Origin of the sequence: Streptomyces sp. NPDC046716, assembly GCF_040645755.1 — a bacterium.
GTDB lineage: Bacteria > Actinomycetota > Actinomycetes > Streptomycetales > Streptomycetaceae > Streptomyces.
In genome coordinates, this window is the sequence record NZ_JBEYYU010000045.1 from 1 (window position 1) to 26472 (window position 26472).

The 26472-nt window shown below is 73.1% G+C and carries 17 protein-coding genes; 6 read left to right on the forward strand and 11 right to left on the reverse strand.

The window, feature by feature from the left end:
- The first annotated feature begins 471 nt into the window (after nucleotides 1-471).
- The 4 genes from ABZ930_RS28700 (at nucleotide 472) to ABZ930_RS28715 (ending at nucleotide 6537) form a co-directional block, all read left to right on the forward strand.
- A complete protein-coding gene (locus ABZ930_RS28700) occupies nucleotides 472-1842 on the forward strand; it encodes an extracellular solute-binding protein (protein ID WP_361553760.1) in 1371 nt (456 codons plus the stop codon).
- A gap of 130 nt (nucleotides 1843-1972) precedes the next feature.
- Nucleotides 1973-3301, forward strand: coding sequence for a sugar ABC transporter permease (locus ABZ930_RS28705; RefSeq protein ID WP_361553898.1), 1329 nt, complete (start codon nucleotides 1973-1975; stop codon nucleotides 3299-3301).
- Nucleotides 3298-4179, forward strand: a complete 882-nt coding sequence (locus tag ABZ930_RS28710) for a carbohydrate ABC transporter permease (protein ID WP_361553763.1) — start codon at nucleotides 3298-3300, stop codon at nucleotides 4177-4179. Before ABZ930_RS28705 ends, ABZ930_RS28710 begins: the two co-directional genes overlap by 4 nt.
- Nucleotides 4180-4338: 159 nt before the next feature.
- Nucleotides 4339-6537: a bifunctional glycosyltransferase family 2 protein/CDP-glycerol:glycerophosphate glycerophosphotransferase gene (locus tag ABZ930_RS28715; protein ID WP_361553766.1), complete on the forward strand. Its 2199-nt coding sequence runs from the start codon at nucleotides 4339-4341 to the stop codon at nucleotides 6535-6537.
- 149 nt (nucleotides 6538-6686) lie between these two features.
- Here the strand turns inward: ABZ930_RS28715 and ABZ930_RS28720 are convergent, their stop codons facing one another.
- The 7 genes from ABZ930_RS28720 to ABZ930_RS28750 form a co-directional block, all read right to left on the reverse strand.
- A complete protein-coding gene (locus ABZ930_RS28720) occupies nucleotides 6687-7850 on the reverse strand; it encodes a glycosyltransferase (RefSeq protein ID WP_361553769.1) in 1164 nt (387 codons plus the stop codon).
- Entirely contained in the window at nucleotides 7850-10579 is a 2730-nt protein-coding gene (locus ABZ930_RS28725; protein ID WP_361553772.1) for a CDP-glycerol glycerophosphotransferase family protein, read from the reverse strand. Before ABZ930_RS28725 ends, ABZ930_RS28720 begins: the two co-directional genes overlap by 1 nt.
- Nucleotides 10576-14103, reverse strand: coding sequence for a CDP-glycerol glycerophosphotransferase family protein (locus ABZ930_RS28730; protein ID WP_361553775.1), 3528 nt, complete (start codon nucleotides 14101-14103; stop codon nucleotides 10576-10578). Before ABZ930_RS28730 ends, ABZ930_RS28725 begins: the two co-directional genes overlap by 4 nt.
- Nucleotides 14104-14241: 138 nt before the next feature.
- On the reverse strand, nucleotides 14242-15081 hold the full coding sequence (locus ABZ930_RS28735; protein ID WP_361553778.1) for a TylF/MycF/NovP-related O-methyltransferase: 840 nt from the start codon (nucleotides 15079-15081) through the stop codon (nucleotides 14242-14244).
- Between the two features lie 27 nt (nucleotides 15082-15108).
- A complete protein-coding gene (locus ABZ930_RS28740) occupies nucleotides 15109-16242 on the reverse strand; it encodes an acyltransferase (RefSeq protein WP_361553781.1) in 1134 nt (377 codons plus the stop codon).
- Nucleotides 16242-18113 carry a hypothetical protein gene (locus ABZ930_RS28745; protein ID WP_361553784.1) on the reverse strand — a complete coding sequence of 624 codons (1872 nt, stop codon included), beginning with the start codon at nucleotides 18111-18113 and terminating at the stop codon, nucleotides 16242-16244. The genes ABZ930_RS28740 and ABZ930_RS28745 overlap by 1 nt, the downstream gene beginning before the upstream one ends.
- Before the next feature lie 56 nt (nucleotides 18114-18169).
- Nucleotides 18170-19777 (reverse strand): glycosyltransferase, encoded by a 1608-nt coding sequence (locus ABZ930_RS28750; RefSeq protein ID WP_361553787.1) that lies wholly within the window; start codon nucleotides 19775-19777, stop codon nucleotides 18170-18172.
- 40 nt (nucleotides 19778-19817) lie between these two features.
- Between ABZ930_RS28750 and ABZ930_RS28755 the strand changes: the two genes are divergently transcribed.
- Both ABZ930_RS28755 and ABZ930_RS28760 read left to right on the forward strand, forming a co-directional pair.
- Nucleotides 19818-20435 (forward strand): acyltransferase, encoded by a 618-nt coding sequence (locus ABZ930_RS28755; protein WP_361553790.1) that lies wholly within the window; start codon nucleotides 19818-19820, stop codon nucleotides 20433-20435.
- Between the two features lie 25 nt (nucleotides 20436-20460).
- On the forward strand, nucleotides 20461-21099 hold the full coding sequence (locus ABZ930_RS28760; protein ID WP_361553793.1) for a LysE family translocator: 639 nt from the start codon (nucleotides 20461-20463) through the stop codon (nucleotides 21097-21099).
- Between the two features lie 3 nt (nucleotides 21100-21102).
- Here the strand turns inward: ABZ930_RS28760 and ABZ930_RS28765 are convergent, their stop codons facing one another.
- The 4 genes from ABZ930_RS28765 to ABZ930_RS28780 all read right to left on the reverse strand — a co-directional run bounded on the left by ABZ930_RS28765 (nucleotide 21103) and on the right by ABZ930_RS28780 (nucleotide 26432).
- Nucleotides 21103-22398 carry a nucleotide sugar dehydrogenase gene (locus ABZ930_RS28765; protein WP_361553796.1) on the reverse strand — a complete coding sequence of 432 codons (1296 nt, stop codon included), beginning with the start codon at nucleotides 22396-22398 and terminating at the stop codon, nucleotides 21103-21105.
- Between the two features lie 2 nt (nucleotides 22399-22400).
- Nucleotides 22401-23969 (reverse strand): glycosyltransferase, encoded by a 1569-nt coding sequence (locus tag ABZ930_RS28770; RefSeq protein ID WP_361553799.1) that lies wholly within the window; start codon nucleotides 23967-23969, stop codon nucleotides 22401-22403.
- Between the two features lie 337 nt (nucleotides 23970-24306).
- Nucleotides 24307-25326: a Gfo/Idh/MocA family oxidoreductase gene (locus ABZ930_RS28775; protein ID WP_361553802.1), complete on the reverse strand. Its 1020-nt coding sequence runs from the start codon at nucleotides 25324-25326 to the stop codon at nucleotides 24307-24309.
- Nucleotides 25326-26432, reverse strand: coding sequence for a DegT/DnrJ/EryC1/StrS family aminotransferase (locus ABZ930_RS28780; RefSeq protein ID WP_361553805.1), 1107 nt, complete (start codon nucleotides 26430-26432; stop codon nucleotides 25326-25328). The genes ABZ930_RS28775 and ABZ930_RS28780 overlap by 1 nt, the downstream gene beginning before the upstream one ends.
- Nucleotides 26433-26472: the final 40 nt, after the last annotated feature.

Here is a 26472-nt window from a genome sequence, read left to right on the forward strand (position 1 = left end):
CCGCCGATCGCTGTGCCGTGTCCGCCCAGGAACTTGGTCGCCCTGGAAGCGAGCTCCGCTCGCCCAGGGGCAGGGGAAGGCTGCGCGCAGCGCATGCCTTCAGGGGCGCGGGGAACTGCGCGACCAGCCCCCACCGAGCGGCACCCGAACGACAACCCCTCAGGGGCGCGGGGAACGGCGCGAGAAGCCCCACCCAGCCGCACCCGAACGACAACCCCCTCAGAGGCGCGGGGAACGGCGCGAGCAGCCGCGGTGGCACCCGTACCCCGCCACGCGCCGAACCTCACCCCCACCCCAACTCCCGCGCCCCCTATCGACGTTCACCATCACGACCCCGTCACGATCACCCGCCGGAGGCGACAGGCACCCTTGCCGGTCCTCCCTGGTCGGGCGTAGACCAGAGCGCACGACACGCCAGAAGTACAGCGCTCAGTACGTACGTTCAGCCTTCAGGACGAGAACGGGGCAGTGATGCGCAGCACCCTTCGGACACCCACCCTTCGCAGAGCAGCCGTGGCCCTGGCCGTGGGCTCACTGGCCGTCGCGCTCACCTCGTGCGGCGGCGACGACAACGGCGACGAGCCGAGCGGGAAGGACCCGTCGAAGTCCTCCGGGTCCTCCCTCCAACTGCCGAAGCTGGACGGCAAGACGCTGGAGATCGCCGCCGTGTGGACCGGTGACGAGCAGAAGAACTTCAAGCAGGTGCTCGCGGAGTTCGAGAAGCGGACGGGCGCGAAGGTCACGTTCGTACCCGCGCAGGACCCGATCATCAACTTCATCGGGTCGAAGGTCGCGGGCGGCTCCCCGCCCGACGTGGCGATGCTGCCGCAGCCCGGAGCCATCAAGCAGGCCGTCGACAAGAAGTGGGCGAAGCCGCTCGACAAGGACGTGCAGGCCGAGCTGGCCAAGAACTACAGCCAGGGCTGGCAGGACCTCGGCAAGGTCGACGGACAGAGCTACGGCGCCTACTACAAGGCCGCCAACAAGTCGCTGATCTGGTACAACACGGCGGTCTTCGAGAACGCGGCGGCGAAGGAGCCGAAGACCTGGAAGGAGTTCCTGACGACCTGCCAGGCGCTCTACGACTCCGGGGTCACGCCGGTGTCGGTCGGCGGCGCCGACGGCTGGCCGCTCACCGACTGGTTCGAGAACATCTACCTCTCGCAGGCGGGCCCGGAGAAGTACGACCAGCTCGCCGCGCACAAGATCAAGTGGACGGACCCGTCGGTCAAGCAGGCCCTGACGACGCTGGCCCAGCTGTGGGGCAAGAGCGACTACCTGGCGGGCGGCAACAAGGGCGCCGTGCAGACCGAGTTCACCAAGTCCGTCGAGCAGACCTTCACCGGCGGCGACCAGCCCAAGGGCGCCATGGTCTACGAGGGCGACTTCGTGCAGGTCAACATCCAGCAGACCAAGGCGAAGGTCGGCACGGACGCGAAGGTGTTCCCGTTCCCGGCGGTCGGCGACCAGGCGCCCGTGGTCAGCGGCGGCGACGCCGCGGTGATCTTCAAGGACTCGCCGGCGGCGCAGGCCCTGGTGAAGTTCCTGGCCTCCCCCGATGCGGCCACCATCCAGGCCAAGCTGGGCGGTTACCTCTCGCCGAACAAGAACGTGGAGCTGTCCGCGTACCCGAACACGGTGCAGCGCACGATCGCGAAGGCGCTCGTCGACTCCGGCGACAGCTTCCGCTTCGACATGTCGGACCAGACCCCGCAGGCGTTCGGCGGCACGCCCGGCAAGGGCGAGTGGAAGGCGTTGCAGGACTTCCTGACGAACCCGAAGGACATCGCCGGCACCCAGCGGACGCTGGAGGCCGACGCGGTCAAGGCGTACAAGGACTGATCCGGCGATGACCACCCCGGCCGCCGGACCCGACAAGGACGGCGGCCCGGGTGTTCCCGCCGACGCACCGCCCGACCGGGCCGCGTCGGCGACACCCGGGTCCGCCCCCGTCCTCCGCCGCTTCAAGAGCGTGACCGGTACCCGCAGGTCCGTCGCGTTCTTCTTCCTGCTGCCCGCGCTCGTGCTGCTCGGCGCGCTCGTCGTCTACCCGATCGGGTACTCCGTCGTGCGCAGCTTCTTCAACGCCTCGGGCAGCTCGTTCATCGGGTTCGACAACTACCAGACCCTGTTCACCCGTTCCGACACCAAGGCCGCGATCAACAACAACATCTGGTGGGTGGTGCTCGCCCCGACGGTCGCCACCGCACTCGGCCTGATCTTCGCCGTGATGACCGAGCGGATCCGCTGGGGCACGGCGTTCAAGCTGGTCGTCTTCATGCCGATGGCGATCTCGATGCTGGCCGCGGGCATCATCTTCCGGCTGGTGTACGACCAGGACCCGGGCAAGGGCGCGGTGAACGCGGTGTGGACCTCGGTCCACGACACGTTCAGCTCGGCCTCCGCGTTCCCCAAGGCCCATCCGCGCGCCAACGACCCGCTCGCGGGCAGGGCGGGCGGCCCGTACCTCACCAAGGAACCGGTGAAGGCCGGTACGGCGTATCTGCTGCCGCTGGTCGGCGTCGCCGCCGACCAGATGCCCGACAGCGCGAAACCCGCGAAGGCGGCGGCGGTCTCGCCGGGGAAGGTCACCGGCACGCTCTGGCAGGACTTCACGCTCGGCAAGGGCGTGGGCAAGGCGAAGGCCGTCGACTCCACCGAGGTGGGCTACCCCGGCATGCGGATCGAGGCCGTGAAGGGCGGCAAGGTGGTGGCGTCCACGACGGCCGCCGCCGACGGCACCTTCACCCTGCCCGCCGCCGCCGACGGGGCGAAACTCCGGCTGCCCGCCGCGAACTTCAAGGAGGCGTACAACGGCGTCGACTGGCTCGGCGACAAGAAGTTCTTCACCGTCCATCTGGGCGGCTTCGACCTCTACCTCAACATCGTGACGACGTCGATCATGGTCGCGTACGTGTGGATGTGGGCGGGCTTCGCCATGGTGCTCATCGGCGCCGGACTCGCGGGCATCCCGCGGGAGCTGCTCGAAGCGGCCCGGGTGGACGGGGCCACGGAGTGGCAGGTGTTCCGGCGGGTCACGGTGCCGCTGCTCGCGCCGGTGCTCGCGGTCGTCCTCGTCACCCTCATGATCAACGTTCTGAAGATCTTCGACCTCGTCTACATCATCGCGCCGGGCTCCAGCCAGGACGACGCCAACGTCCTGGCGCTGCAGCTGTACCTGTCGGCGTTCAACGAGAACAACGAGGGCCTGGCCAGCGCCATCGCGGTGCTCCTGCTGCTCCTCGTGATCCCGGTGATGTGGTTCAACATGCGCAGACTCAGGCAGGAGGCGCGGCGATGAGCACCCTCGACGACACGGTGCGGGCCAAGCGGTCGCTCGCGGGGCGGATCGGCGAGAAGGTCAGCGGCGGCCTGGTGCAGTTCGTGCTGCTCGTGGTCGGCGCGCTCTGGCTGGTGCCGACCGTCGGACTGCTGCTCTCCTCACTGCGCTCGCCCGAGGAGATGGCGGCGAGCGGCTGGTGGAAGGTGTTCTCCAAGCCGTCGCAGCTCACCTTCGACAGCTACAGCAAGCTCCTCGAGAACTCCGACATCACGAAGTCCCTGCTCAACACGATCCTGATCACGGTGCCCGCGACCCTGCTGGTCATCGTGATCGGCTCGCTGGCGGGCTACGCGTTCGCGTGGATGAAGTTCCCCGGCCGCGACTGGTGGTTCCTGATCGTGGTGGGGCTGCTGGTGGTGCCGGTGCAGCTGGCCCTCGTACCGATCGCCAAGCTCTTCGGCGACATCGGCATCTTCGGGTCGGTGCTCGGCGTGGTCCTCTTCCACGTCGCGTTCGGGCTGCCGTTCGCGGTGTTCCTGCTGCGGAACTTCTTCGCGGAGATCCCCCGCGAGCTGCTGGAGGCGGCCCGCCTCGACGGCGCCGGTGAGCTGCGGCTCTTCGTGCGGGTCGTGATGCCGCTGGCCGCTCCGGCGATCGCCTCGCTCGGCATCTTCCAGTTCCTGTGGGTGTGGAACGACATGCTGGTCGCGCTGGTCTTCACGGACGCGGGCAGCCAGCCGATCACGGTCGCGCTCCAGACCCAGGTGCGCCAGTTCGGCAACAACGTCGACGTGCTCGGTCCCGGCGCGTTCATCTCGATGATCATCCCGCTGGCGGTGTTCTTCGCCTTCCAGCGGCAGTTCGTCTCGGGCGTGATGGCGGGCGCGGTGAAGTAGCCGCCCGACAGGCGTGGTTGAGGGGGCGGGCCGGGTGTTCACCGGCCCGCCCCCGGCCGTCTCCGCGCCGTTCCCCCGAATGCCGCATCGTGCGTAACTTCCCTGCGTGTCGGCCGTTCCCGGGCAGAATGCCCGCGCCGACTCCCTGGATGTGTCACCTTGCCCCGGTTCAGTGTCATCGTCCCCGCGTACAAGGTGCAGGCGTATCTGCACGCATGCCTCGGCTCGGTGCTGGAGCAGGACTTCACGGACCTCGAAGTGATCGCGGTGGACGACTGCTCGCCGGACGCCTGCGGCGAGATCATCGACGAGTTCGCGGCACGCGACGCCCGCGTCCGGGCCGTCCACCTGGACGAGAACGTGGGTCTGGGCCGCGCCCGCAACGCCGGCCTCAAGCACGCCACCGGCGACTACGTCCTCTTCCTCGACGGCGACGACACCCTCACCCCGGGCGCGCTGCGGGCGGTCGCGGACCGCGTCAAGGAGGCGGGCTCCCCCGACGTCCTCCTCTTCGACTACGCGCGCACCTTCTGGGACGGCCGCGAGGTGCGCAACCAGTTCGCGCACCTGCTCGCCCAGGACGGCCCGGCGCCCTTCACCCTCGCCGACCGGCCCGGCCTGCTGAAGCTGCTGATGGTGGTCTGGAACAAGGCGTACAGCCGGGAGTTCATCGAGCGCGAGGGCTTCACCTTCCCGCCCGGCTACTACGAGGACACGCCCTGGACCTATCCGGTCCTGATGGCGGCCGAGTCGCTGGCGACCCTCGACCGGGTCTGCGTGCACTACCGCCAGCGCCGCGGCGGCAACATCCTCGGCACGACCTCGCGCCGCCACTTCGACATCTTCGACCAGTACGAGCGCGTCTTCGAGTTCCTCGACCAGCACCCGGACCTGGACGCCCAGTGGCGCGCGCCGATGTTCCGCAGGATGGTCGACCACCTCTCCACGCTCTTCACCAAGCGCGGCCGGCTCCCCCGCCGCAGCCGCGCCGAGTTCCTGCGCCGGGCCCGCGGCCACTACGCCCGGTTCCGCACCCCGGGCGCCCGCGTGAGCCGTCGCACCCGGCTGCGGCACGCCCTGGTCCGGCTCGGCACCCACCGCACCTACCGCGCCCTGTGGGCCGCGATGGCGGTCGGCCGGCGCCTGTCCCGCGCCCTCGCGTCGGCCCGCCGCTCGCTGAGGGCGGCCGCGCTCCAGCTCCACTACCGGATCCAGCTGCGGCTGCCCGTACGGGAGAACGACGCGGTGTTCGCCTCGTACTGGGGCCGCGGCCACGGCTGCAACCCGGGCGCCCTGGAGGAGGCCTTCCGCGTCCACGCCCCGCACGTGCGCACGTCCTGGATCGCGGCGCCGGAGCACCACCACACGATCCCGGCCGCCACCAAGCGGCTGACGCCGGGCACGGCCGCGTACTGGACGGCGCTCGCCCGCTCCAAGTACCTCGTCAACAACGTCAACTTCGACCGGCGGCTGGTCAAGCGGCGCGAGCAGGTCTTCGTGCAGACCCAGCACGGGACGCCGCTGAAGAAGATGGGCCTCGACCTCCAGGACCACCCGGCGGCGGCCCGCGGCACGGACTTCGCGCAGCTGCTGGCCAACGCCGACAAGTGGGACTACGTCCTGTCCGGCAACCGGCACTCCACGCTGACCTGGGAGCGCGCCTACCCGGCCGCGTACACGACCCTCGAATACGGCTACCCGCGCAACGACCGCTTCCGGGCAGCGACTTCGCAGGAGACCGCCCGGCTGCGCGAGACGCTCGGCATCCCGCGCGACACGATCGCGATCCTCTACGCGCCCACGCACCGGGACTACCGGATCAGCCAGCGCCTCCCGCTGGACCTGGAGCGGATGCTGCGTACCCTGGGCCCGCGCTTCACGCTCCTCACCCGCGCGCACCACAGCTACGCGGCCCCGCTCACCGGTGTCCCGGCCGCCCGGCTCATCGACGTGTCGGACCACCCGAGCGTCGAATCGCTCTGCCTCGCCTCGGACGCGCTGGTCACCGACTACTCGTCCCTGATGTTCGACTACGCGGCCCTGGACCGCCCGATCGTCATCCACGCCGACGACTGGGAGGCGTACGAGGCCGCCCGTGGCACCTACTTCGACCTGCGCTCCTTCCCGCCGGGCGCCGTCGCCCGGTCCGAGGACGAGCTGATCGACATCTTCGCCACGGGGCACTGGCGCGGGTCGCGCTCCGCGCAGTTGCGGGCCGCGTTCCGGGAGCGGTTCTGTCCGTACGAGGACGGGGGTGCCGGGGAGCGGGTGGTGCGGCGGGTGGTGTTCGGCGAGCCCGTGGCCGGGGCCCCGGTCCCCCACCAGAGCGCCGAACCGGCCCCGGCACCCCGGGTCTGAGCCCGCCCGCGGGCCGGTGGCCGCTTCTCGCGCAGTTCCCCGCGCCCCTGAGACGAGCTTCGCTCGTCCAGGGGAAGGCGCGCGCAGCGCATGCCTTCAGGGGCGCGGGGAACTGCGCGACCAGCCACCACGCACCCGCAGCCGACCGACTAGCGTTCCAGCAGGGCGAACAGGTCCTCCCACTGGTCGAGGACCTGGTCCTCGGAGAAGCGCTGGACGTTCACCCGGGCCCGCTCCCCCATCGCGTCCCGCAACCGCGGATTACCGGTCAACCGCAGCAACCGGTCGGCGAGCGCGTCCAGGTCACCGGCCGGCGCGAGCAACCCGTCCTCACCGTCCCGCACGATCTCCCGCACCCCCGGCGCACAGTCGAACGCGGCACACGGCACCCCGCTGGCCATCGCCTCCATCAGCGCGAGCGGAAACCCCTCGCCGCGCGAGGACTGCACGAACACGGAGGAGGCGGCGAGAGCGGCCGGCACATCGTCCGTGCGGCCCTGCCAGCGCACGGAGCCCTCGATGCCCAGCGAAAGAGCCTGGCGGCGCAATTCGGGTTCGTCGGCGCCCGCCCCGTACAGGTGCAGCTCCCAGTCCGGCCGGTGCGGCAGCACCTTGGCCCAGGTGTCGAGGAGCATGTCGATGCCCTTCTGGTCGGCGAGCCGGCCGATGGAGCAGACGACGTTCGCGGTGCGCGGGGAGGGCACGGCGGGCAGGTGGGCGAGGGCGTTGGGCATGAAGCCGACGTTGTCGAGGCCCTCGGCGGTCCAGATGTCGGCGTCCTCCTGGGTGAGGGCGAGCCAGCGGTCGACGTGCGGGTAGTGCCGCTTCACCCAGTGGTAGCGGTGGCAGGCCCGCGAGTAGGCGAACGACTCGTGGCTCATGCCGATGAGCGTGAGGTGCGAGGTGTCGGTCTCGCGCAGCCACTCCATCGGCCAGACCTGCGTGACGATGACGACGGAGCCTGGCCGCGCCTGCCCCAGGATCGTGTCCAGCTCGGCGAGGGCCCGCTTCTTGGCCTCCAGCCTGCGGGCCTCGCGGCGCCGCGCGGGCACGCTGAAGCGGCGGCGGCCGCGCATCGGGCGGGCGGTGAGCGGGTGCTCGGGATACAGCGCGGTGACCGGGTAGTCGGGGGCCTCGGGCACGGCCATCTTCAGGTCGGCCTTGTGCACGCCGATGACGTGCACACGGTGTCCGGCCGACTGGAACAGCCGGGCCATCTGATGGGTCCAGGCGGTGACCCCGCCCAGCTCGTCGGTGCTGTTGGCGACGAGGTAGAGGTCCCGCTCCCGGGTCGCCGTGGTGGTCGTCGTCATCACCGGCCCGCCTTCCGGGTGAAGAGGGCGTCGACGACGGCGCGGGCGGCGCCCCCGTCGTCGTAGGCCCCGAACTCGGCGGCGAACGCGCGCCGCGCCTCCTGCCAGTCCGCGTCCGTCTCCTTGATCCGGGCGAGGGCCGCGTGCAGCTCCTCCTGGGTGTCGACGACCGGGCCGCCGGCGCGGGCCCGCAGATCGAAGTAGCTGCCGCGTTCCGCGCTGTAGTCGTCGAGGTCGGGGGCGAAGTGCACGAGGGGCCGGTCCAGGAGTGCGTAGTCGAACATGATCGACGAGTAGTCGGTGACCAGGACGTCGGCGAGGCAGAGGAGTTCGCTGACGTCGTGGTGGGCGGAGACGTCGAGGACGGTGCCGGGCGGGGTGACGGGCAGGGTCGCCGCCTCCATGTAGTGGGCGCGCACGAGCAGCGTGTGGGTGTCGCCGAACCGCTCGGCGAACTTCCGCACGTCGAGCAGAAGCCGGGCCTTCTTGTTCTTGGGCGTGCCGCGGAAGGTGGGCGCGTACAGGACGATCGTCCGGTGGTCGGGGATGCCCAGCCGTGCGGCGAGGGCGGGGCGCGGGAAGCGGCCCTCGCGCTCGTCGCGCGCGCGGGCGGCGACGAGCCGGTCGTTGCGCGGATAGCCGACGCGCATCAGCCGCTCCTCGGGGATGCGGTAGGCGCGGGCCAGCGTGGTCACGTCGTGCTCGGAGCGGACGAGGAACCGGTCGAACCGGCCGACGGCGCGCATCAGTTGCTCGCGCTGCGGGGCGTTCTGCATCTTGTGGCGGATCTCGTCGTAGCCCATCCGCTTGTACGCGGAGCCGTGCCAGGTCTGGAGGTACGTGGTGTGCCCCGGCTTGTCGAGGGCGTGCGGGAAGCCCTGGTTGTCGACCCACCACTCGGCGCGGGCGAGCGCCCACAGATACCGCCAGGACCAGCGGCGCACGAGCGTGGCGTCCTTCGGGAACCCGGTGGGGTCCTCGGCGTAGGACCACACGACGCGGGCGCCGCGGCGGCGCGCCACCAGTTCCTCGTGGACGGCGCGCGGGCTGTCGCCGTAGCACGTGCCCATGTGGCTCTCGAAGACGACGGTGCCGCGGCTGACGGGCAGCCGGCGCAGCAGGTGGCGGTAGACGCTGGTCTTGGTGCGCCGGGAGTGCAGGGCCGCGAACTTCTTGCGGAGCTTCTTCCAGCGCTGCTTGACGACGCGGGCCGGGCGGAAGTTCGTGGCGTAGTGGGCCAGCTTGTTGGCCGTGCGGGCCGGGCGGCGCCGGGGCAGCAGGCAGACCGCGAGATGGTGCCCGGCGGTGACGTAGGGCTGCCAGGTGTCGGCGGTGAGGCGGCCGAGGCGGGGGCGGGCCGGGAGCGCGGTCGCCTTCGTGTCGACGACCGCCTTCTCGGCGAACAGGTCGAGCGGCGCGAGCCGTTCGCCGTCGATGCCGAGCAGCAGCCGGGGATCGTGGTTCCGGTCGCCGATGCCGCGCGGGCGCAGGACGGTGGTGAGCGGGACGGTGGCGCGCCAGGCGATGGTGTCCTCGCGCAGCCGTACGTCGTCGAGCGGCACGGTGACGGTCCGGGCGCGGGAGCCGCGGGCGACGAGTTCGAGGCTGCCGGTGAGCACATGGGTGCGCTCGGTGTCGCGCAGCGCGGGCGGGAGCACGACGGCGCCCTCGACGACGAGGCGCCCGTCCTCCCGGGCGCACCGGGTGACGCGGTTGAGCAGCTTCAGTCCGGCCAACGGGCGGTGTTCGTCGCCGAGTTCGTCGACGTCGTACGAGGGATGCAGGTGCTCCGCGCTCCAGTAGGCGCGTCCCTCGTGGCGGACCTGCGCGGTGACGACGGTGCCGGGCCGGGCCAGGGCGTACGCGGCGGTGTGCACCCCGGGCGCGTCCCCGTCGGCGAGCAGCGCGGCGGCGATCCGCTCCAGGGTTTCCAGGTCCCGCAGCGCGCCCTCGTCGATCAGACCGTCGAGCAACGGGCCGTAGGCGGCGGCGAGTTCGGCGCGACGGGCGGGTGCGGCGCCGAGGAAGGCGCGGGCGCACGGCACGACGTGGTCGGTGAGGAAGGCGCGGGCGCGGGCGGCGCGCAGCGCGGGGTCGGTGAGCAGGGCGAGGGCGTGGCGCTGCGCCGCGGCGGCGGCGGGCAGGTCGCCGAGCGGGTCGGGGGCGGGGCGCCGGGTGGTGATCAGGTTGGGGACGAGGGCGGTCCTGCGGGCGGTGAGGGCGAGGTCGAAGCCCGTGCCGCCCTCCGCCCAGCGGGGCCGCCGGACCGCGTAGCCGGCCGTGAGCGCGTCCCGGACGAGCAGTTCGGGGGCCTCGGCCGGATCGGTGACGACGCGCGAGCGCCCGTACAGCTCCCGCTGCCAGGCGGGGCTGTGCTCCTTGGTGTCCTTGGTGCCGTGACCGGTCCGCCGGGTCCAGCGGCCCGCGATCAGGTCGGCGTCGGTGCGGCGGGCGGCGGCGAGGAGGTTGCGGCAGGCGTTGCGCTCCAGGAGTTCGCCCGGGGCCAGCGGCAGGACGAGCGTGCCGCGCGGGGCGCCGGTGCGCACCCGCCGCGGGTGGTCGGCGGTGAGGGCGGCGCCCGCTTCGGCGGCGCCCGCCCCGGTGAGGACGGCCTCGGTGGCGGTGAGGGTCTGGTCGAGCACCGAGCGGACGCTGTCGCGCAGGGCGGCCGCGGCGGTGCCGGGCGGGCAGTCGAGGACGACGCTGACGTCGGGTTCCACGCTGTTCATCGGCTGCTCCCGTGCATGTCGTGGGCGAGCATCGCGTCGGCGACCTGCGCGGCGGCGGTGCCGTCGTCGAGGTCGCAGAACGCCTCGCGGAAGCGCTGGTAGGCGTCGCGGTGCGCGGCGACGGCGGCGTCCGCGTCGAGCAGCGCGGCGATCACCTCGTCGCTGGTGCCAAGGAGCGGTCCCGGCGCCTTCGCGGCGAAGTCGAAGTAGAAGCCGCGCAGGGTGTCGCGGTAGTGGTCGAGGTCGTAGGTGTGGAAGAGCATCGGCCGACCCGTCTGCGCGAAGTCGAACATCATGGAGGAGTAGTCGGTCACCAGCACGTCGGCGATCAGCAGGAGTTCGGCGGCGTCGGGGTGGCGGGAGACGTCCCGGACGAAGTCGTTCTCGGGCAGGGCGCCGCCGACGAGGTAGTGGCGGCGGACGAGGAGGACGTGGTCGTCGCCGAGGGCCGCCTCGGCGGCGGTCAGGTCGAGCTGGAGGTCGAGGCCGTACTTGCCGCCGGTGCGGCGCTGGTTCTCGCGCCAGGTCGGGGCGTAGAGGATGACGCGTTTCCCGTCGGGCACGCCGAGCCGTTCGCGCACCGAGGCGGTCAGCTTGTCGCGGTCCGGGGCGTGCAGGAGGTCGTTGCGCGGATAGCCGGAGGCGAGCACGTCGCCGGTGTAGCCGAACGCCTCGCGCAGCACCGGGGTGGAGAAGCTGTTCGGGGAGACGAGCAGCGACCACTGGTCGGCGCGGGCGGGCAGCGTGGCGATGTACTTCGGGTCGGCGCTGGCGCTGCCGAGCAGGTCGCGGCCGATGCGCTTGAGCGGGGTGCCGTGCCAGGTCTGGACGACGTACTGGCCGTCGGCGCGCTCGAACCACTCGGGCAGGTGGGTGTTGGTGACGACGTAGCGGCAGCGGGCCAGGGCCTCGTACCAGTCGGCGCTCCACAGGACGACCGGGGTGACGTCCGGCGGCAGGTCGACCTGCTGGTCGCGGACCACCCAGAGGTGTTCGAGGCCGGTGTCGCGGGCGGCGAGTTCGGTGTGGACGGCGCGCGGCGAGTCCGAGTACTGGCGGCCGTCGAAGCTGATGTGGAGGACCGCGTCGCGGCGGGGCAGGGTGCGCTGGGCGGCGTACCGCTCGCGCAGCGCGGCCTGGGCGGCGCGGCCGCGGTCCTGCTCGGGCAGCGCGGAGCCGGAGTGCAGGACGAGCTGGTCGTGGTGGCGGCGCTGCACGGTGAAGGTCCGGCCGCGCAGGGCCCGCGGCAGCGGCAGGTCGGCGTGGCGGGCCGGGGCGATCAGCAGCGGGACGCGCCGGTCGGGGTCGCTGTCGCCGGGCGCGCGCAGGTACAGCTGCCAGGTGCCCTCGGCGAGCGGCAGGATCCCGGCCTGCCCGGGGACGGCGTGCGGGCGCAGGACGGCCTCGAAGCGGCCGTCGGCGACGGTGACCGGGGTGACGGCCTGTTCGCCGTGGCCGTCGTGGGCGAGGACCAGCTCCCGCTCCCCGCCGAGCGGATAGCTGCCCGCGAGGAGCAGGTGGCCGGGCTCGCGGCAGTCCGCGCAGTCCCGGCAGGCGCTGCCCTCGCCGCACTCCTCCCAGCGGACGGTGTCGACGACGGGGCGCACGACCTGGTCGCGGAGTTCGGTGTTGCCGGACGGGTTGGCGAGCACCATCAGCTCGCGGCCGCCGCCGAGTCCGTAGCGGCCGGGGGCGATGTCGGGGCGCACCGGCAGCGAGACGGCCTTGGCGGGCTTGCCGGGGGTGGCGCCCTCGCGGACCAGGGCGACGCCCCACGGGTCGGCCGCGTCGCGGTCGCCGCCGAACAGGGCGAGCGGGACCCGGGCGGTGAAGGTGCGCCCGTCGGTGGTCACGGGCAGGTCGTGGGACTCCTTGGTGCGCCAGTTCTCGACGCGGACGGCGAGCGGGGTGCCGGGGGCGCCGGCGGCCAGGGCGCCGGTGAGGCGGATGGTTTCGCCATCACCGCTGTGCTCGGCGAGGCGGGCCTGGAGCCGCTCGACGCGCAGCCGCAGTCGGCCGTCGCTGAGGGTGGGCACGACCCGCAGATCGTCGTCGAGGTGGCGCAGCGGGACGGAGCCGGAGCCGCTCAGCCGGACCGGTCCGGTGCGCGGCAGCAGGCCGCCGGCCCAGGCGCCGAGCTCCAGGTTCCAGGTGGTGCTGGCGCGGCCGGTGACCAGCTTCGCCGGGTCGACGACGGTCTCGAAGCCGGCCCGGTCGTAGTTGTGCAGGCCCTGTTTGGAGGCGAGGGTGGCCTCGCGCGAGCGGACGGTGCGCAGCCGCAGCGGCACGGCCCGGCGCTTGCCGGCGCGCAGCCAGGCGACGCGGGCGCGGGCGGTGAGCCGGCCCGCGGGCAGGTTGCGCACGTAGGCGTAGCCCTGGAGGCGCAGCCTGCCGTCCTCGTCCCAGGAGGCCCGGGTGATCCGGGCGTCGAGCGGCAGGTCCGTCTTGGCGAGGCCGACGACGGAGCGCGGCAGCCGGCCGCCGAGGACGGGGAAGTCGGCGCGGCGGCCGCGCAGCCCGCGGCGGGCGGTGAAGGCGCCGGGGTTGCTCTTCTCGTACGCCATGTAGGCGAGGAGTTCGGACATCCGGCGCTGCCGGATCAGCCGCCAGCGCACCCGCAGGCCGAGCGGCAGTTCGTCGAAGATGCCCGGGTCGACGCCGTCCGCATAGGAGTTGACGTGGTCGAGGAAGGCCTCGTGGAAGGCGGCGTCGCCGTCGGGCAGCGCCTGCATGAACATCCACAGGTCGCCGGCGACGACGCTGGCGTCGTAGCGCCGCTTGCCCTCCTGCCACTCCTCGCGCTCGGCGAGCGAGCGGCTGGCGGCGGCGCAGGAGGCGGTGCGGTCCTGGATGGCGCGCGGGACGGCGCGCTTGTTGGAGATCGAGCCGTCGCGGTCGCGCCACAGGTAGACGGTGTCGGACAGGACGTCGACGGTGCGTGCCCGGAAGTGGGCGGGGAGCACGACGGGGATGTCCTCGAAGAGCACTCCTTCGGGGAACGCGAGGGAGTGCTCCTGCCAGAAGTCGCGGCGGAACACCTTGTTGCAGGCGATGCGGTCGGCGAGCAGGCCCCAGTCGCGGGTGACGTGGGTGGCGGTGCGGGTGGTGGCCATGATCTTGCGGAACATCGGCGACTGGGCGGTGGAGCCGTCGGCGCGCAGCCGGAAGACGTTGCCGGTGACGAAGTCGGAGCCGGAGGCCTCGAGGGTGTCGAGCATCAGCTCGTAGGCACCCTCGGGGATCACGTCGTCGCTGTCCACGAAGGCGAGGTGGGTACCGGTGGCGTGCCGGATCCCGGTGTTGCGGGCGGCGCCGAGCCCGGCGTTGGCCTGCTCGACGAGCCGGAACCGGGTGTCCCGCTCGGCGTGGGCGCGCGCGATCGTCCCGCTGCCGTCGGTGGAGCCGTCGTCGACCATCACGACCTCCAGGTCGCGCATGGTCTGCGCCGACAGCGACTCCAGGCAGTCGCCGAGATAGTCCTCGACGTTGTAGATGGGGACGACGACGGTGAGTCGGGGTGTCATGCGCGGCGCACATTCCTTCCGGAGCCGGGTGAGCCGGGTGTGCTGGAGATGGCTCACTCGTTAACAACCGGCGACGTCCGCCCCGGTCACCCGGCCTGCGCCATTCGGGTGAGCGGGGCGGACCGGGTGCGGTCCCGCTCACGGCTTGACGGCGATCCGTCCCTCGTCCATGCGGAGCAGGAGCAGCCGTGCGCCGGTCTCCTCCAGGAACTCGTCGACGGCCTGGCGGGAGCCCTGCCAGTAGCCGTAGTCGTCGATGAGCAGCACGCCGCCGGGGACCAACCGGTCGTAGAGGTGGTCGAGTTCGTGCTTGGTGGAGGCGTACCAGTCGGTGTCCAGGCGCAGCACCGCGATCCGCTCCGGGGCGCGGCCGGGCACGGTCTCCTCGACCTTGCCCCGGACGAAGTGGACGCGCTCGGCGGGGTAGGGCACCTCCTGGAAGCCGGACTTGACGTCGTCGAGGGTCGCGTACGCCCAGATCGCCTTGTCCTTGGAGTTGCGGGCGAGGATGTCGGAGGCGGGGGTGCCGTCGCGCCGCAGGTCCTCGTCGGTGGGCGGCGTCATGCCGTCGTAGGTGTCGAAGAGGTACAGGTCGCGGTCGGTGGCGCCGCAGCCGAGCAGCGTCCTGGCGCAGGCCTGCATGGAGCCGCCGCGCCACACGCCGCACTCGACGATGTCGCCGGGGATGCCGTGCCTGACGACGTGCCGGGTGGCGAGGACGAACGCGTTGAGCCGCTCCGGGGACGTCATGGTCCACGGCTTCACCGCGCGGATGATCTCCTTGGCCTCGTCGTCGTAGTCGGCCGGAAGTCTGAGCACCTTCGGCCGCTCGGGCGCGGCGGGGGCGGGCTGGGCGGCGACGCGCGGGGCGGGCACCTGAGGGCGGGTCAGCTGGTAACCGGTCAGGGTGCGGAGGGCGCCGTTGACTGCGTTCTTCCATGCCATGGGGCGGGACACTACGCGCAATTCACCCTCCATGTCACGATCCGTCAATCCTCCGTCACTCTATGTAGGTTGACGGCGGTACCACCATCGCCGGGCGGGTTCCTCGACGTAGGTGTACGCGGCCCAGGACAGGCCGACGACGAGGGTGGCGACCCCGATGAGCGTGAGCACGTTCTGGTCGCCCGGTGCCGCGCGCCCCCAGTGGTCGAGGACGAACCGGTTCACGGTCTGGTGCAGCAGATAGAAGGCGTAGGACCAGGCGCCGAGCCGCACCATCACCGGCCCGCACAGCCAGCCCCGCACCCCGTCGCGCTCGCGCCGCACGCACGCGACGATCAGCAGCCCCGAGAACAGGGCGACCAACGGCCGCACGGAGCAGTCGAGTTGCTGGACGACGCCCGGACCGAACCAGTCGCCGCGGTGGGCATAGACGATCGTGTACGCGGCGAAGGCGGCGGTCAGCGGGCCGGGCCGCACCGGGATCCGCAGCCCGCGCCCCACCGCGAGCGCCAGGCTCGTGCCGAGCGCGAACTCCGGCAGCCGCGCCACCGGAAGCCGCATGACCCACTCGGCGAGGAACGGCGAGAGGTGCGTCGCGGCCCAGAACCCGACGCCCCACATGGCGAGGAGACCGGCGGCGCACAGGGCGAACAGGGTGCGGGTGCGCAGCCGGTAGGCGCCGCGGATCACGAACGGGAACAGCAGGTAGAAGAATGCCTCGACGCTGAGCGTCCAGGACACGCCGTTGCCCGGGAACATCGGGACGACGCCGGGGAACCAGGTCTGCACGAGTACCAGCGAGGCGAGGAAGCTGGGCAGGTCCCAGGGCACCCCGCCCCACAGGTGGAACACCCAGATGCAGGGGATCGTGGCGGCGAGGTGCAGCGGCAGGACCCGGCCCGCGCGCCGCCAGTAGAAGGTCCGGGCCGGTGTTCCCGAGCGGTGTCCCCAGGCCAGCAGGAACCCGGAGAGCACGAAGAAGAACCCGACGCCGTTGACGCCCATCGTCGAGTACGGGAAGAGGGCCGGGGTGTGGGCGACGCCGCCGGCCGGGCTCGCGCCGGTGAAGTGGTGGGTGAACACGGCGAGCGCGGCGAGGAAGCGCAGCCCGGTGAGCGAGTCGAGCCGGTCGGCGCGCGGCACGGTGGAGCGCGGCCGCAGCGCGGGCTGCTGCGGGAGGAGGGCGCTGGTCATCACGCCTCCCGCACGGAGGCGGGCGCGGGCGCGGCCGGGGCGTGCGGCGGGGCCAGCGGGATGGGCCGCGCGGGCACGAGCCGGCCGGGCGGGCCGGGCCTCGGCGGCGGGACCTCCGCGACGGCGGCCCGGGCGGCCTGTCCCGGCACGAGACGGGCGCCGCAGTCGCCGAGTTCGCCGCGCAGGTGGTGCTTGGCGTGCCGCATGCGGTCGACGCGGGGCTCGGCCCAGGCGCGTACGGCGTCGATGCGCGCGATGCCGCCGGGGACGGCGGTGGCGCGGACCCAGTCGCCGCCGTTCTCCTCGCGGTACAGCCGTACGTATCCGGCGTCGGTCAGCCGCTCGGCGGTCAGCCCGGACCGGCCCGGCCAGGCCGCGTGGACGTGCAGGAGTTCGGGGCGCACCTCGTTCAGCAGATAGCCGGTGAGGGCGGCCCTGTCGTGGGCGGCGTACGCGTTGGCGATCCGCCGGTCGGTGAGCCCGGCGACGTCGACGACCTTCAGCCGGCTGGTGAGGAGGGTGCCGCCGAGGTCGGGAAGGGCGGCGGTGGCGTCGCGGGGCAGGCCGAGCCGGTCGGCGTAGGAGTCGAAGAGGCGGCCGTAGCGGTCGGCGACCCAGCACATGGACAGGGTCGGCTCGGCGGTGAACTCCTTGTCCCGGACGTCCTGTCCGGCCAGCGACAGGGTGAGCGCCCCGCCGAGCGCGCAGGCGGCCAGGGCCCTGGCGCGCACCCGCGCGGTGTCGCAGGCGGCGGTGACGGCGAGCGCGGCGACGGACGAGCCGAGCACCCACACCGGGGTGGCGAACCGGTAGAGCGGCATCCAGTCCGGCGCGAGCGACCCGTACGCGAGGAGGGCGAGCGTGAGCGGCAGGCACAGCAGGGCGAGGACCCGGCGGGCGGGACCGGGCCGGCCGAGGACGAGCCCGGCGCAGCCCGCGCCGACGAGGACGAGCGCCCAGCCCGCGTACCCGATCAGCTCCCCCACCTTCGCCAGGTCGGCGAGTTCCGGCGGCTGCTGGGCCTTGGCGACGGCCGTGTTGGGCACCCACAGCCCGAAGATCCAGCGCCGCCACAGCAGGAAGGCCCCGTAACCGGCGCCGAACAGCGCGCAGTTGAGGGCGGCGAGGCGCAGCGCGCGCGGGCGGCGCAGCAGCAGGACGGCCACCGGGTAGGCGGCGGCGAGGACGGCGCCGTCGGGGCGGGTGAGCGCGGCGAGCAGGGTGATCCCGGCGGCGGCGCAGGCGCCCTTGAGCCCGCTGCCCCGCACGAGGACCAGGGCGAGCGCGGCGGCGCACAGCCCGTACAGGGAGTTCTCCAGACCGGAGAAGCACCACACCACGTAGGAGAAGTTGGCGGCGAGCAGCGCCCCCGTGCCGAGGACCACGAGCCAGGCGCGGCGCGGGAGTGCCGCGCGGGCCACACCCGCGACGCAGGCGAGGGTGCCCGCGACGCAGGCGAGGGCGAGCGCCTTGGGGAAGAGCGCGAGGTCGCTCACGCCCGCCCAGCCGCCCCGGTCGAAGAGGCGCAGGGCGCGGCCGATGAGCAGGAGCAGCAGCCATGCCGGGTTGGAGTACCCCTCGACGGGCGCGGACCCGGCCTGCTGGACCGGGCCGAGGCCCTCACCGACGCTGCGGACGTAGGCGAAGGTGACGGCGGCGTCGTCGACGATCCACTGGCCGAGCGAGGCGGCCCGCAGACCGACCAGCGCGGTGCCGGCGAGGACGGCGGCGGGGACGGCCCAGCGCGCGGGCCCGCGGCCCGGCGGGGCACCGGGCCGGCGGGCGGCGGGCACCCGGGGGGAGGACGGGCGGACCAGGGCCGTCCACGCGGTCAGAGCGGTCGCCGTGGGAGGGCGCAGCAAGATCTTCATCCACTGCCCAACACCGCAGCGCCGGTTCGGTCACTTGTGCTAGACCACCCGGGTGATCAGGACCGTGCCCGCAGCAGCTCGCGCACCGGAAGCTGGCGCACGGTGATCCGCAGCTCGCTCGCCCCGGGGGTGGCGACCCCGACGCCGTAGGGCCGCATCCGGTGCCGGCGCGGCCGGGGCACCCGGGCCTCCGTGGGCAGCGGCGCGACCGGCACCCGCGGGCTCTCGCCGAGCGCGCTCGCGACCAGGCGCACGCTCCACCGCTCCCAGGGCGCGCCCTTGTGCGGGAACAGCTCGCTCAGCGGCAGTGTGAACCGGACGACGCTGCCCTCGCCGTCGGCGGCGACCACCGCGTCGTAGGACTTCACCACCCGCTCGCCGGACCGCTCCAGGGCGGTCTCGGCGCGTACCGTGCCCGCGCCGAAGTCCGCGAGGTCGGCGAGCGAGCTGTGGGCCACGATCTCCAGGCCGGTCCCGGTCAGCCGGGTCTCGGCCGGGGTGAACTCCTGCTCCGCGAACCGGGTGCGGGTGTTCTTGGTGATGTCGAACCAGGCGTCCGGCAGGGCGAGTCCGGGGTCGCGGAAGCACGGGTAGCCCGCGTAGGCCCGCTCGTCGTCGACGACGACCGGCGGCCCGCCCCCGGCCGCGCAGCGCAACACGTCCTTCAGGGCGTCGAGATGGCCCTTCTCCGCGAGTCTCAGCAGCAGCCGCTGCTGGGCGGACAGCTTCTTCAGGGCGTACGGGCTCGCGTACTCGCGGTGCAGCGTGCCGACCCCGTCGCACACCTGCCGCTGCTCGTCGGCGCCGAGGTCCAGGAACTCGGGGCTGATCAGCCGCGCCACCTCCCAGGTGAAGTGGCGCTGGTGGATCCACTCGCGGCCGCGGCCGGGCTCGGACATGCGCCGGGTCAGCTCGAACAGCCGCCGGGTGCCGGTCAGCCGGTCCAGGGCGCGGAAGGAGACGGTGGCGTTGGTCTCGTCGTCGCGGCGCACCGCGAAGTAGTAGTCGTAGTCGGCGAGCACGGTGATCCGCCCGGCCCGGAAGCAGGCCTCCAGGGTGAACGGCTGGTCGCTCAGGACCGGCAGGTCCTCGGCGAAGCGCAGCCCGTGCTCCTCGATCGACCGCCGCCGGAACAGCTTGGTGTTGGACAGCGCCCAGGGCAGCGCGGACTCGTACAGCGTCACGTCGTCGCGGCTCTCGCCGTACACCGCCTGCGACACCCAGCGGCCGTTCACGCCGACCATCCGGCCGAGCACGATGTCGGAGCCGAGCCGGTCGGCGGCGGCCACCATGCGCTCCAGGGCCTCGGGGCCGAGGTGGTCGTCGGCCCCGACGAAGATCACGTACCGGCCGCGCGCGAGGTCGAGCGCCCGGTTGCTGGGGGCCGCGGGGCCGCCCGAGTTCGCCTGGTGGACGACGGTGAGGACGCCGGGGTGGAGCCGGGCGAACCGTTCGAGTTCCGCGCCGCTGCCGTCGGTCGACCCGTCGTCCACGGCCACGATCTCGATGCGTTCCGTCCCGATGGTCTGCTCGACGAGCGAGGTCAGGCACCGGGTGAGGTACGGCATCGTGTTGTAGACGGCGACGACGACACTGACGTCCGGGATGTCAGGGCCGTCCTGGGGGGCCGTGACATCCGGCGCGCGGCCGGGAATGTTCTGCATGTGGTGCAAACGACCGTGCACGTCACTCGTTGCACAGTCCATGACGACCACGAACGTTCCCAGCACCTCTGTCCGCATCGCCGACGGCGCCCAGGTGCACGACTCCGCGACCCTCGGATCCGGCACCCGGGTCTGGGAGTTGGCGCAGATCCGCGAGGGCGCGCGGCTCGGCGAGGACTGCGTGGTGGGCCGCGGCGCGTACCTCGGGACGGGCGTCTCCGTCGGCTCGAACGTGAAGATCCAGAACTACGCCCTGGTGTACGAGCCGGCGACCCTGGCCGACGGCGTGTTCGTCGGGCCCGCCGTGGTCCTCACCAACGACCACAACCCCCGCGCCGTCGATCCGCACGGCCGCGCGAAGGGCGCCGCCGACTGGGAACCGGTCGGGGTGACGGTGGCGGAGGGCGCGTCGCTGGGGGCGCGCTCGGTGTGCGTGGCGCCGGTCCGGATCGGCCGCTGGGCGATGGTCGCGGCGGGCGCGGTCGTGACCCGCGACGTCCCGGACTTCGCGCTCGTGGCGGGCGTCCCGGCGCGGTGGATCGGCTGGGTGGGGCGGGCCGGGGAGCGGCTCGACGAGGTCGCGCCCGGCACCTGGCAGTGCCCGCGCACCGGCGCCCGCTACGAGGAGCCCGCCCAGGGCCGCCTCACCGAGGCCTGAGAAGCGTCACGTACGCTGAACGTCCATGGCAATAACCACCGCACTCTGGTCGTTCGCCCTGGTCGTGGGGCTCCTCACACTCACCCCCGGACTCGACACCGCGCTGATTCTGCGCACCTCGGCCCTCGGCCGTCGCAGGCGCGCCTGGGGCGTCGTCCTCGGCATCCAGACCGGCACCCTGCTGTGGGGCGCGCTGAGCGCCCTCGGCGTGACGGCCCTGCTGACCGCCTCCCACCTCGCCTACGAGATCCTGCGCTGGGCCGGCGCCGCGTACCTGGTCTGGATGGGTGCGCGGATGCTGTACGCCACGTTCCGGGGGCGCCCGGCGCCGCGGGGCGCGGAGTCCGGCGCCGCGGCGGGCGCGGACTCCCTGCGCTCCGGCTGGCGCCAGGGCACGCTGACCAACATCCTCAACCCGAAGATGGGCGCCTTCTACGTCGCGATGCTGCCGCAGTTCGTCCCGGCGGACGCCAACCACTTCGTCATGGGGCTCGCCCTGGCCGGTGTGCACGTCGCCCTCGGCCTGCTCTGGGCGACCGTGCTCATCGCCTGTGCCCGGGTGCTGCGCGGCTGGCTGGCGCGGCCCCGGGCCCGGCGCGTCCTGGACCGGGTGACCGGGACGGTGATCGCCGCGTTCGGCGTGCGGCTCGCCCTCGGCGACTGACCGCTACGCGGGGGCCGGGGCGCCCAGCACGATGCGCCGGACGCCGGGCCAGCGGGCCGGGTCGGTGATCCGGCGGCCGTCGACCAGGACCCGGACGCCGGGGAGGTCGGCGACGCCCGTCTCCCGGTACTCGGCGTGGTCCGCCTGGACGACGACGGCCGTCACCTCCTGGCCCGCGTACGGGGTGAGGCCGAGGGCGGCCAGTTCCTCTTCGGAGTACAGCGGGTCGCTGACGCAGGGAACGGCCCCGGCCGAGCGGAGCGCGCCGACCACGCCGAACACCCCTGAGAAGGCGGTCTCCTTGACGCCGCCCCGGTAGGCGGCGCCGAGCACCAGGACCTCGGCGCCCGCCAGGTCGCCGTACGCCTCGGCGAGCCGGGTGACGGCGTACCCGGGCATCGCGGCGTTGGCCTCGCGCGCGGCCGCGACGACGCTCGCGCCGGGGTCGTTCCACAGGTACATCCGCGGATAGACGGGGATGCAGTGCCCGCCGACCGCGATGCCCGGCTGGTGGATGTGGCTGTACGGCTGGGAGTTGCAGGCCTCGATGACCTTCAGGACGTCGATCCCGGCACTGTCCGCGAACCGCGCGAACTGGTTGGCCAGGCCGATGTTCACGTCGCGGTACGTCGTCTCGGCCAGCTTGGCCAGCTCCGCGGCCTCGGCCGAGCCCAGGTCCCAGACGCCGTTGGCGCGGGGCAGGTCGTCGCGTACGTCGAAGTCGAGGACCGACTCGTAGAACTCGACGCCCGCGCGGGCCGAGGCCACGTCGACGCCGCCCACCAGCTTCGGGTAGCGCCGCAGATCGCTGAACACCCGACCGGTCAGGACCCGTTCGGGGCTGAACACCAGGCTGAAGTCGCGGCCCGCGCGCAGCCCCGAGATCTCCTCCAGCATCGCCGCCCAGCGGGTGCGGGTCGTGCCGACCGGGAGCGTCGTCTCGTAGCTGACGAGGGTGCCGGGCCGCAGTCCCTTGGCGACGTCGCGGGTCGCGGCGTCCATCCAGTCGAAGTCGGGGGTGCCGTCGGCGTCGACGTACAGCGGGACGACGAGGACGACGGCCTCGGAGACCGCGACGGCCGACGCCGTGTCCGTCGTGGCGCTCAGCCTGCCGTCGGCCACCGCCTTCTTCAGGCGTACGTCGAGTTCGTGCTCGCCGGGGAAGGGCTCCACCCCGTCGTTCACGAGGGTCACGACGCGCTCGTCGACGTCCGTGCCGAGGACCTCGTGGCCCTTGGACGCGAACTGGACGGCCAGCGGAAGGCCGATCTTGCCGAGGGCCACTACACAGATACGCATGACTAGTTGACTCCGATCGGGGAGGTGGGCGCGGCGGCCGGTTCCGGCACCTCGGCGCACAGCAGGCTCCGGTACACGCCGTCGAGAACCTGGGCCTGCGCCTGCCAGGTCCAGGCGTCCAGCAGGCCCGGGGTGTCGTACGCGGCGCGGTAGCGGTCCGGCGCCGCGAGGGTTTCGCGCACCGCGCGCACGAAGTCGCCGGTGTCCTCGGCGCGGAACACCTCGCCCTGCCCGGTCTCGCGGACCTTGTCGGCCATGGTGCGCACATCGCTGACGACGATGGGCAGGCGGGCGTGCGCGTACTCCATGAACTTGGTGATGAGGGCCAGTTCGTGGTTGGGCCAGTGGTGGATCGGGATGAGGCCGACGTCCGCGCCGGACAGGAAGCCGACGACCTGCCAGTGCGGGACGTAGGGCAGCACATGGACGCGGTCCGCCACGTCCAGCTCGGCGGCCCGGGCGAGCAGTCCCTTCATGTACGCGCACCGGGGCGCGAGCACCACGAACGCCGCGTGCACGCCGGGCAGTTCGGGCAGCGCCTCGATCACCGTGCGCAGTCCGCGCTGTTCCGCCGCGGCGCCGCTGTAGACGATCAGCGGGACGTCCGCGCCGATCCCGCACAGGGCCCGCAGATCGGGCGCGGGCTCGGCCGCCGTCTCGACGGGGCCCTCGCCGCCCGGGGCGTTGAGGACGACGGCCGGGAGCTCGGGGAGCCCGTGGTCCCGGCGGAGCAGCTCGGCCAGGCTCGCGGAGACGGTGACGACCGCGTCGGCGCGGGCGGCGTACTCCCGCTCGTGGGCGCAGTGCGCGGGCAGCCAACGGTGGTGCTGCGCACGGGGCTTGATGCCGGGCAGGTACTCGTGGGCGTCCCACACCAGTTTGACGGTGCGTCCCCGGCTCCGGGCGCGGGCGGCCGCGCGGGCGCCGACGCCGATCATCCGGAAGTCGTTGGCGTGGATGAGGTCGGGGCGCAGCCGGTCGATCTCGGGGCCGAACGCGAACTCGTAGTCCCACAGGTACGGTTCGAGCCGTCGCCAGCTGCGCTCGCGCATCACCGCGCGCACGGCGGCGGTCCACATCCGGTCGCCGAGGGTGTCGAGGTGCTTGCGGCGCTCCTGCGCGCGCTTGAGCTGGCCGCGCCGCAGCCGGGTCCAGCGCACCAGCAGCTTCGCGGCGAGCCGGCGCAGGAAGAGGCCGCGTCCCTCGGTCTCCCTGCGCACCAGCAGGTCGGCGCGCCAGGCGTCGGCCTGCCGTTCGCGGTAGGCCGCGATGCCGCCCGGCCGGTAGGCCAGCGGATGGCGCAGGCAGGAGCGGCGGAACTCGTGGCGGCGACGGCCCAGCCGGCGTTCGAGGGGCAGCAGCCTCACCTCGGCGTCGCCGAGCGTCCAGTGCCGGGGTCTGCGGTCCGGCGACTGCCCCAGCAGGGTCACCTGCCAGCCCGCGTCGGCCATGGAGCGGGCCGCCTTCTGTACGCGGGAGTCTCCGTCGACGGCGTTGTCGACGAGCATCACCACGCGGCGGCCGCCGCTCTCGGGGAGCCCGGCCGGTTCGGGGGCCGTGTCGTGTCGCACGCTCAGTCCTTGCTTCCTCGCTGGGGCGGGGCCGCGGAAAGCGCCCACGGGTGACGGGCCGCCCCGCCTCCGTCCGGGCAACGACCATCCACCGAACCGGGCACGTGCCCTCACCCATGTGGAGCACACCAAAGGAGAGACAGCACGCAGCGCACGCCTCAGGGGGGAGGCAGCGCACAGCGCCCGCCTCAGGGGGGAGGCAGCGCACAGCGCCCGCCTCAGGGGGGAGGCTGCGCGCAGCGCATGCCTCAGGGGCGCGGGGAACTGCGCGAGAAGCCCCACCGCCCCGCAGCCGAACGACAACCGCGCCCGGCCCCGGCGACGGCGACGGCCCCGATCACGCCCCCGCCACCCCCCGACGCGCCGCAGGCAACCGCACAGACCCCCGCTCCCGGGCCGACTCCAGAACGGCCGCCGCGACCGAAACCGTCCGCAGCCCCTCCCGCAACGTGACGATCCCGGACGAGTCGCCACCGGCGACCGCGTCGCGGAACTGCTCGTGCTCCACGAGCAGCGGCTCCCGCTTGGGCGTCGCGTAGCGGATCATGTCGCCCTCGCTGACCCCGCGGAACGCGCGGAGCGCCTCCCACTCGGTGGTGACGGCGCCGTTGGCGTAGTAGGTCAGGTCGGCCGTGAGGGTGTCCGCGACGAAGCAGCCCCGCTCCCCCGTCACCGCCGTGAAGCGCTCCTTGAGGGGGCTGAGCCAGTTGACGAGGTGGCTGACGAGGGTGCCGTCGGTGAGGTCGCCGGTGACGGTGACCATGTCCTCGTGCTCGCGGCCGCTCTTGCTGAGGGTGCGGGCGGACACCGACGCGTACTCCTGTCCCGTCACCCAGCCGGTGAGGTCGATGTCGTGCGTGGCCAGGTCCTTCACCACGCCGACGTCGGCGATGCGGTGCGGGAAGGGGCCCTGGCGGCGGGTGACGACCTGGAAGACCTCGCCGAGTTCGCCGGCCTCCAGACGCGAGCGCAGGCTCCGCAGGGCCGGGTTGAAGCGCTCGATGTGCCCGACGCCCGCGACCAGGCCCTGCGCCTCGAACGCGTCGACGAGGCGGCGAGCGGCGACCACCGAGTGGGCGAGGGGCTTCTCGATCAGGGCGCACACGCCGTGCGCGGCGAGGGTCATCCCGACCTCTTCGTGCAGGGCGGTCGGGCAGGCGACGACGGCGTAGTCAGGGCGCAGCGCGAGGAGTTCGCCGAGGGTTGGCACGACCGGGGTGCCGTCGGCGAGGGTGCCGCCCGCCGGGTCCGCCACGCCGACGAGGTCGACGCCGCCGAGGAGGCCGAGGACGCGGGCGTGGTTGCGGCCCATGGCGCCGAGGCCGACGAGTCCGGCGCGCAGCCGGGCGGCGCCCATCACAGGCTCCCGGCGACGTCGTCGACGGCGGCCGCGATCCGCTCGATCTCGGAGTCCGTGACCGTCGGGTGGACCGGCAGCGACAGCACCTCGGCGGCCGCCCGGTCCGTCTCGGGCAGCCGGTCGCCGGTGCTGAAGGGGGCGAGGCGGTGGATGGGCGTCGGATAGTAGGCGGCGCTGCCCACGCCCCGCGCGGCCAGTTCCGCCTTGAAGCGGTCCCGCTCCGGCACCCGCAGCGTGTACTGGTGGTACACGTGCCGGGCCCCGTCGGCGACGTACGGCGTGGTCACCGCGTCGGCCGTGATCAGCGCGTCGAGCCGCTTGGCGTTGGCGCGGCGCCGCTCGGTCCACTCCGCGAGCCGGCCGAGCTGGACGCGCCCGACGGCGGCGTTCACGTCCGTCATCCGCATGTTGGCGCCGACGATCTCGTTGACGTAGGGCTGCTCCATGCCCTGGTTGCGCAACAGCCGCAGGGTGCGGGCGAGTTCGGCGTCGGACGTGGTGATCATGCCGCCTTCGAGCGCGTGCATGTTCTTGGTCGGGTAGAAGCTGAAGCAGCCCGCGACGCCGTGCGCCCCGGCCGGGCGGGCGTGCAGGGTCGCGCCGTGCGCCTGGCAGGCGTCCTCGACGAGGGCGAGGCCGTGCCGCTCGGCGATCGGGGTCAGGCGGTCCATCGCGGCGGGGTGCCCGTAGAGGTGGACCGGCATGATCGCCGCCGTGCGCGGGCCGACCAGCGCGGCGACCGCGTCCGGGTCCACGCAGTACGTGCGCGGGTCGATGTCGGCGAAGACGGGTTCGGCCCCGACCAGGCGGACGGCGTTGGCGGTCGCGGCGAAGGAGAAGGAGGGGACGATCACCTCGTCGCCGCCGCCGACGCCGAGCGCGAGGAGGGTCAACTGGAGTGCGGAGGTGCCGGAGTTGACCGCGACGCAGGCCCGCCCCTCGACGATCTCGGAGAACTCCTCCTCGAACGCGGCCACTTCGGGCCCCTGGACGACACGGCCGGTGCGCAGGACGCGTACGGCCGCCTCGATCTCGGCGTCCCCGATGACGGGGCGCGCGGGCGGGATCGGTTCGGGAGCCCCCCTTGTGGACATCACTGACATCACTGGCAACACTCCGTCCGGAGATGACAACTCGGCGCGA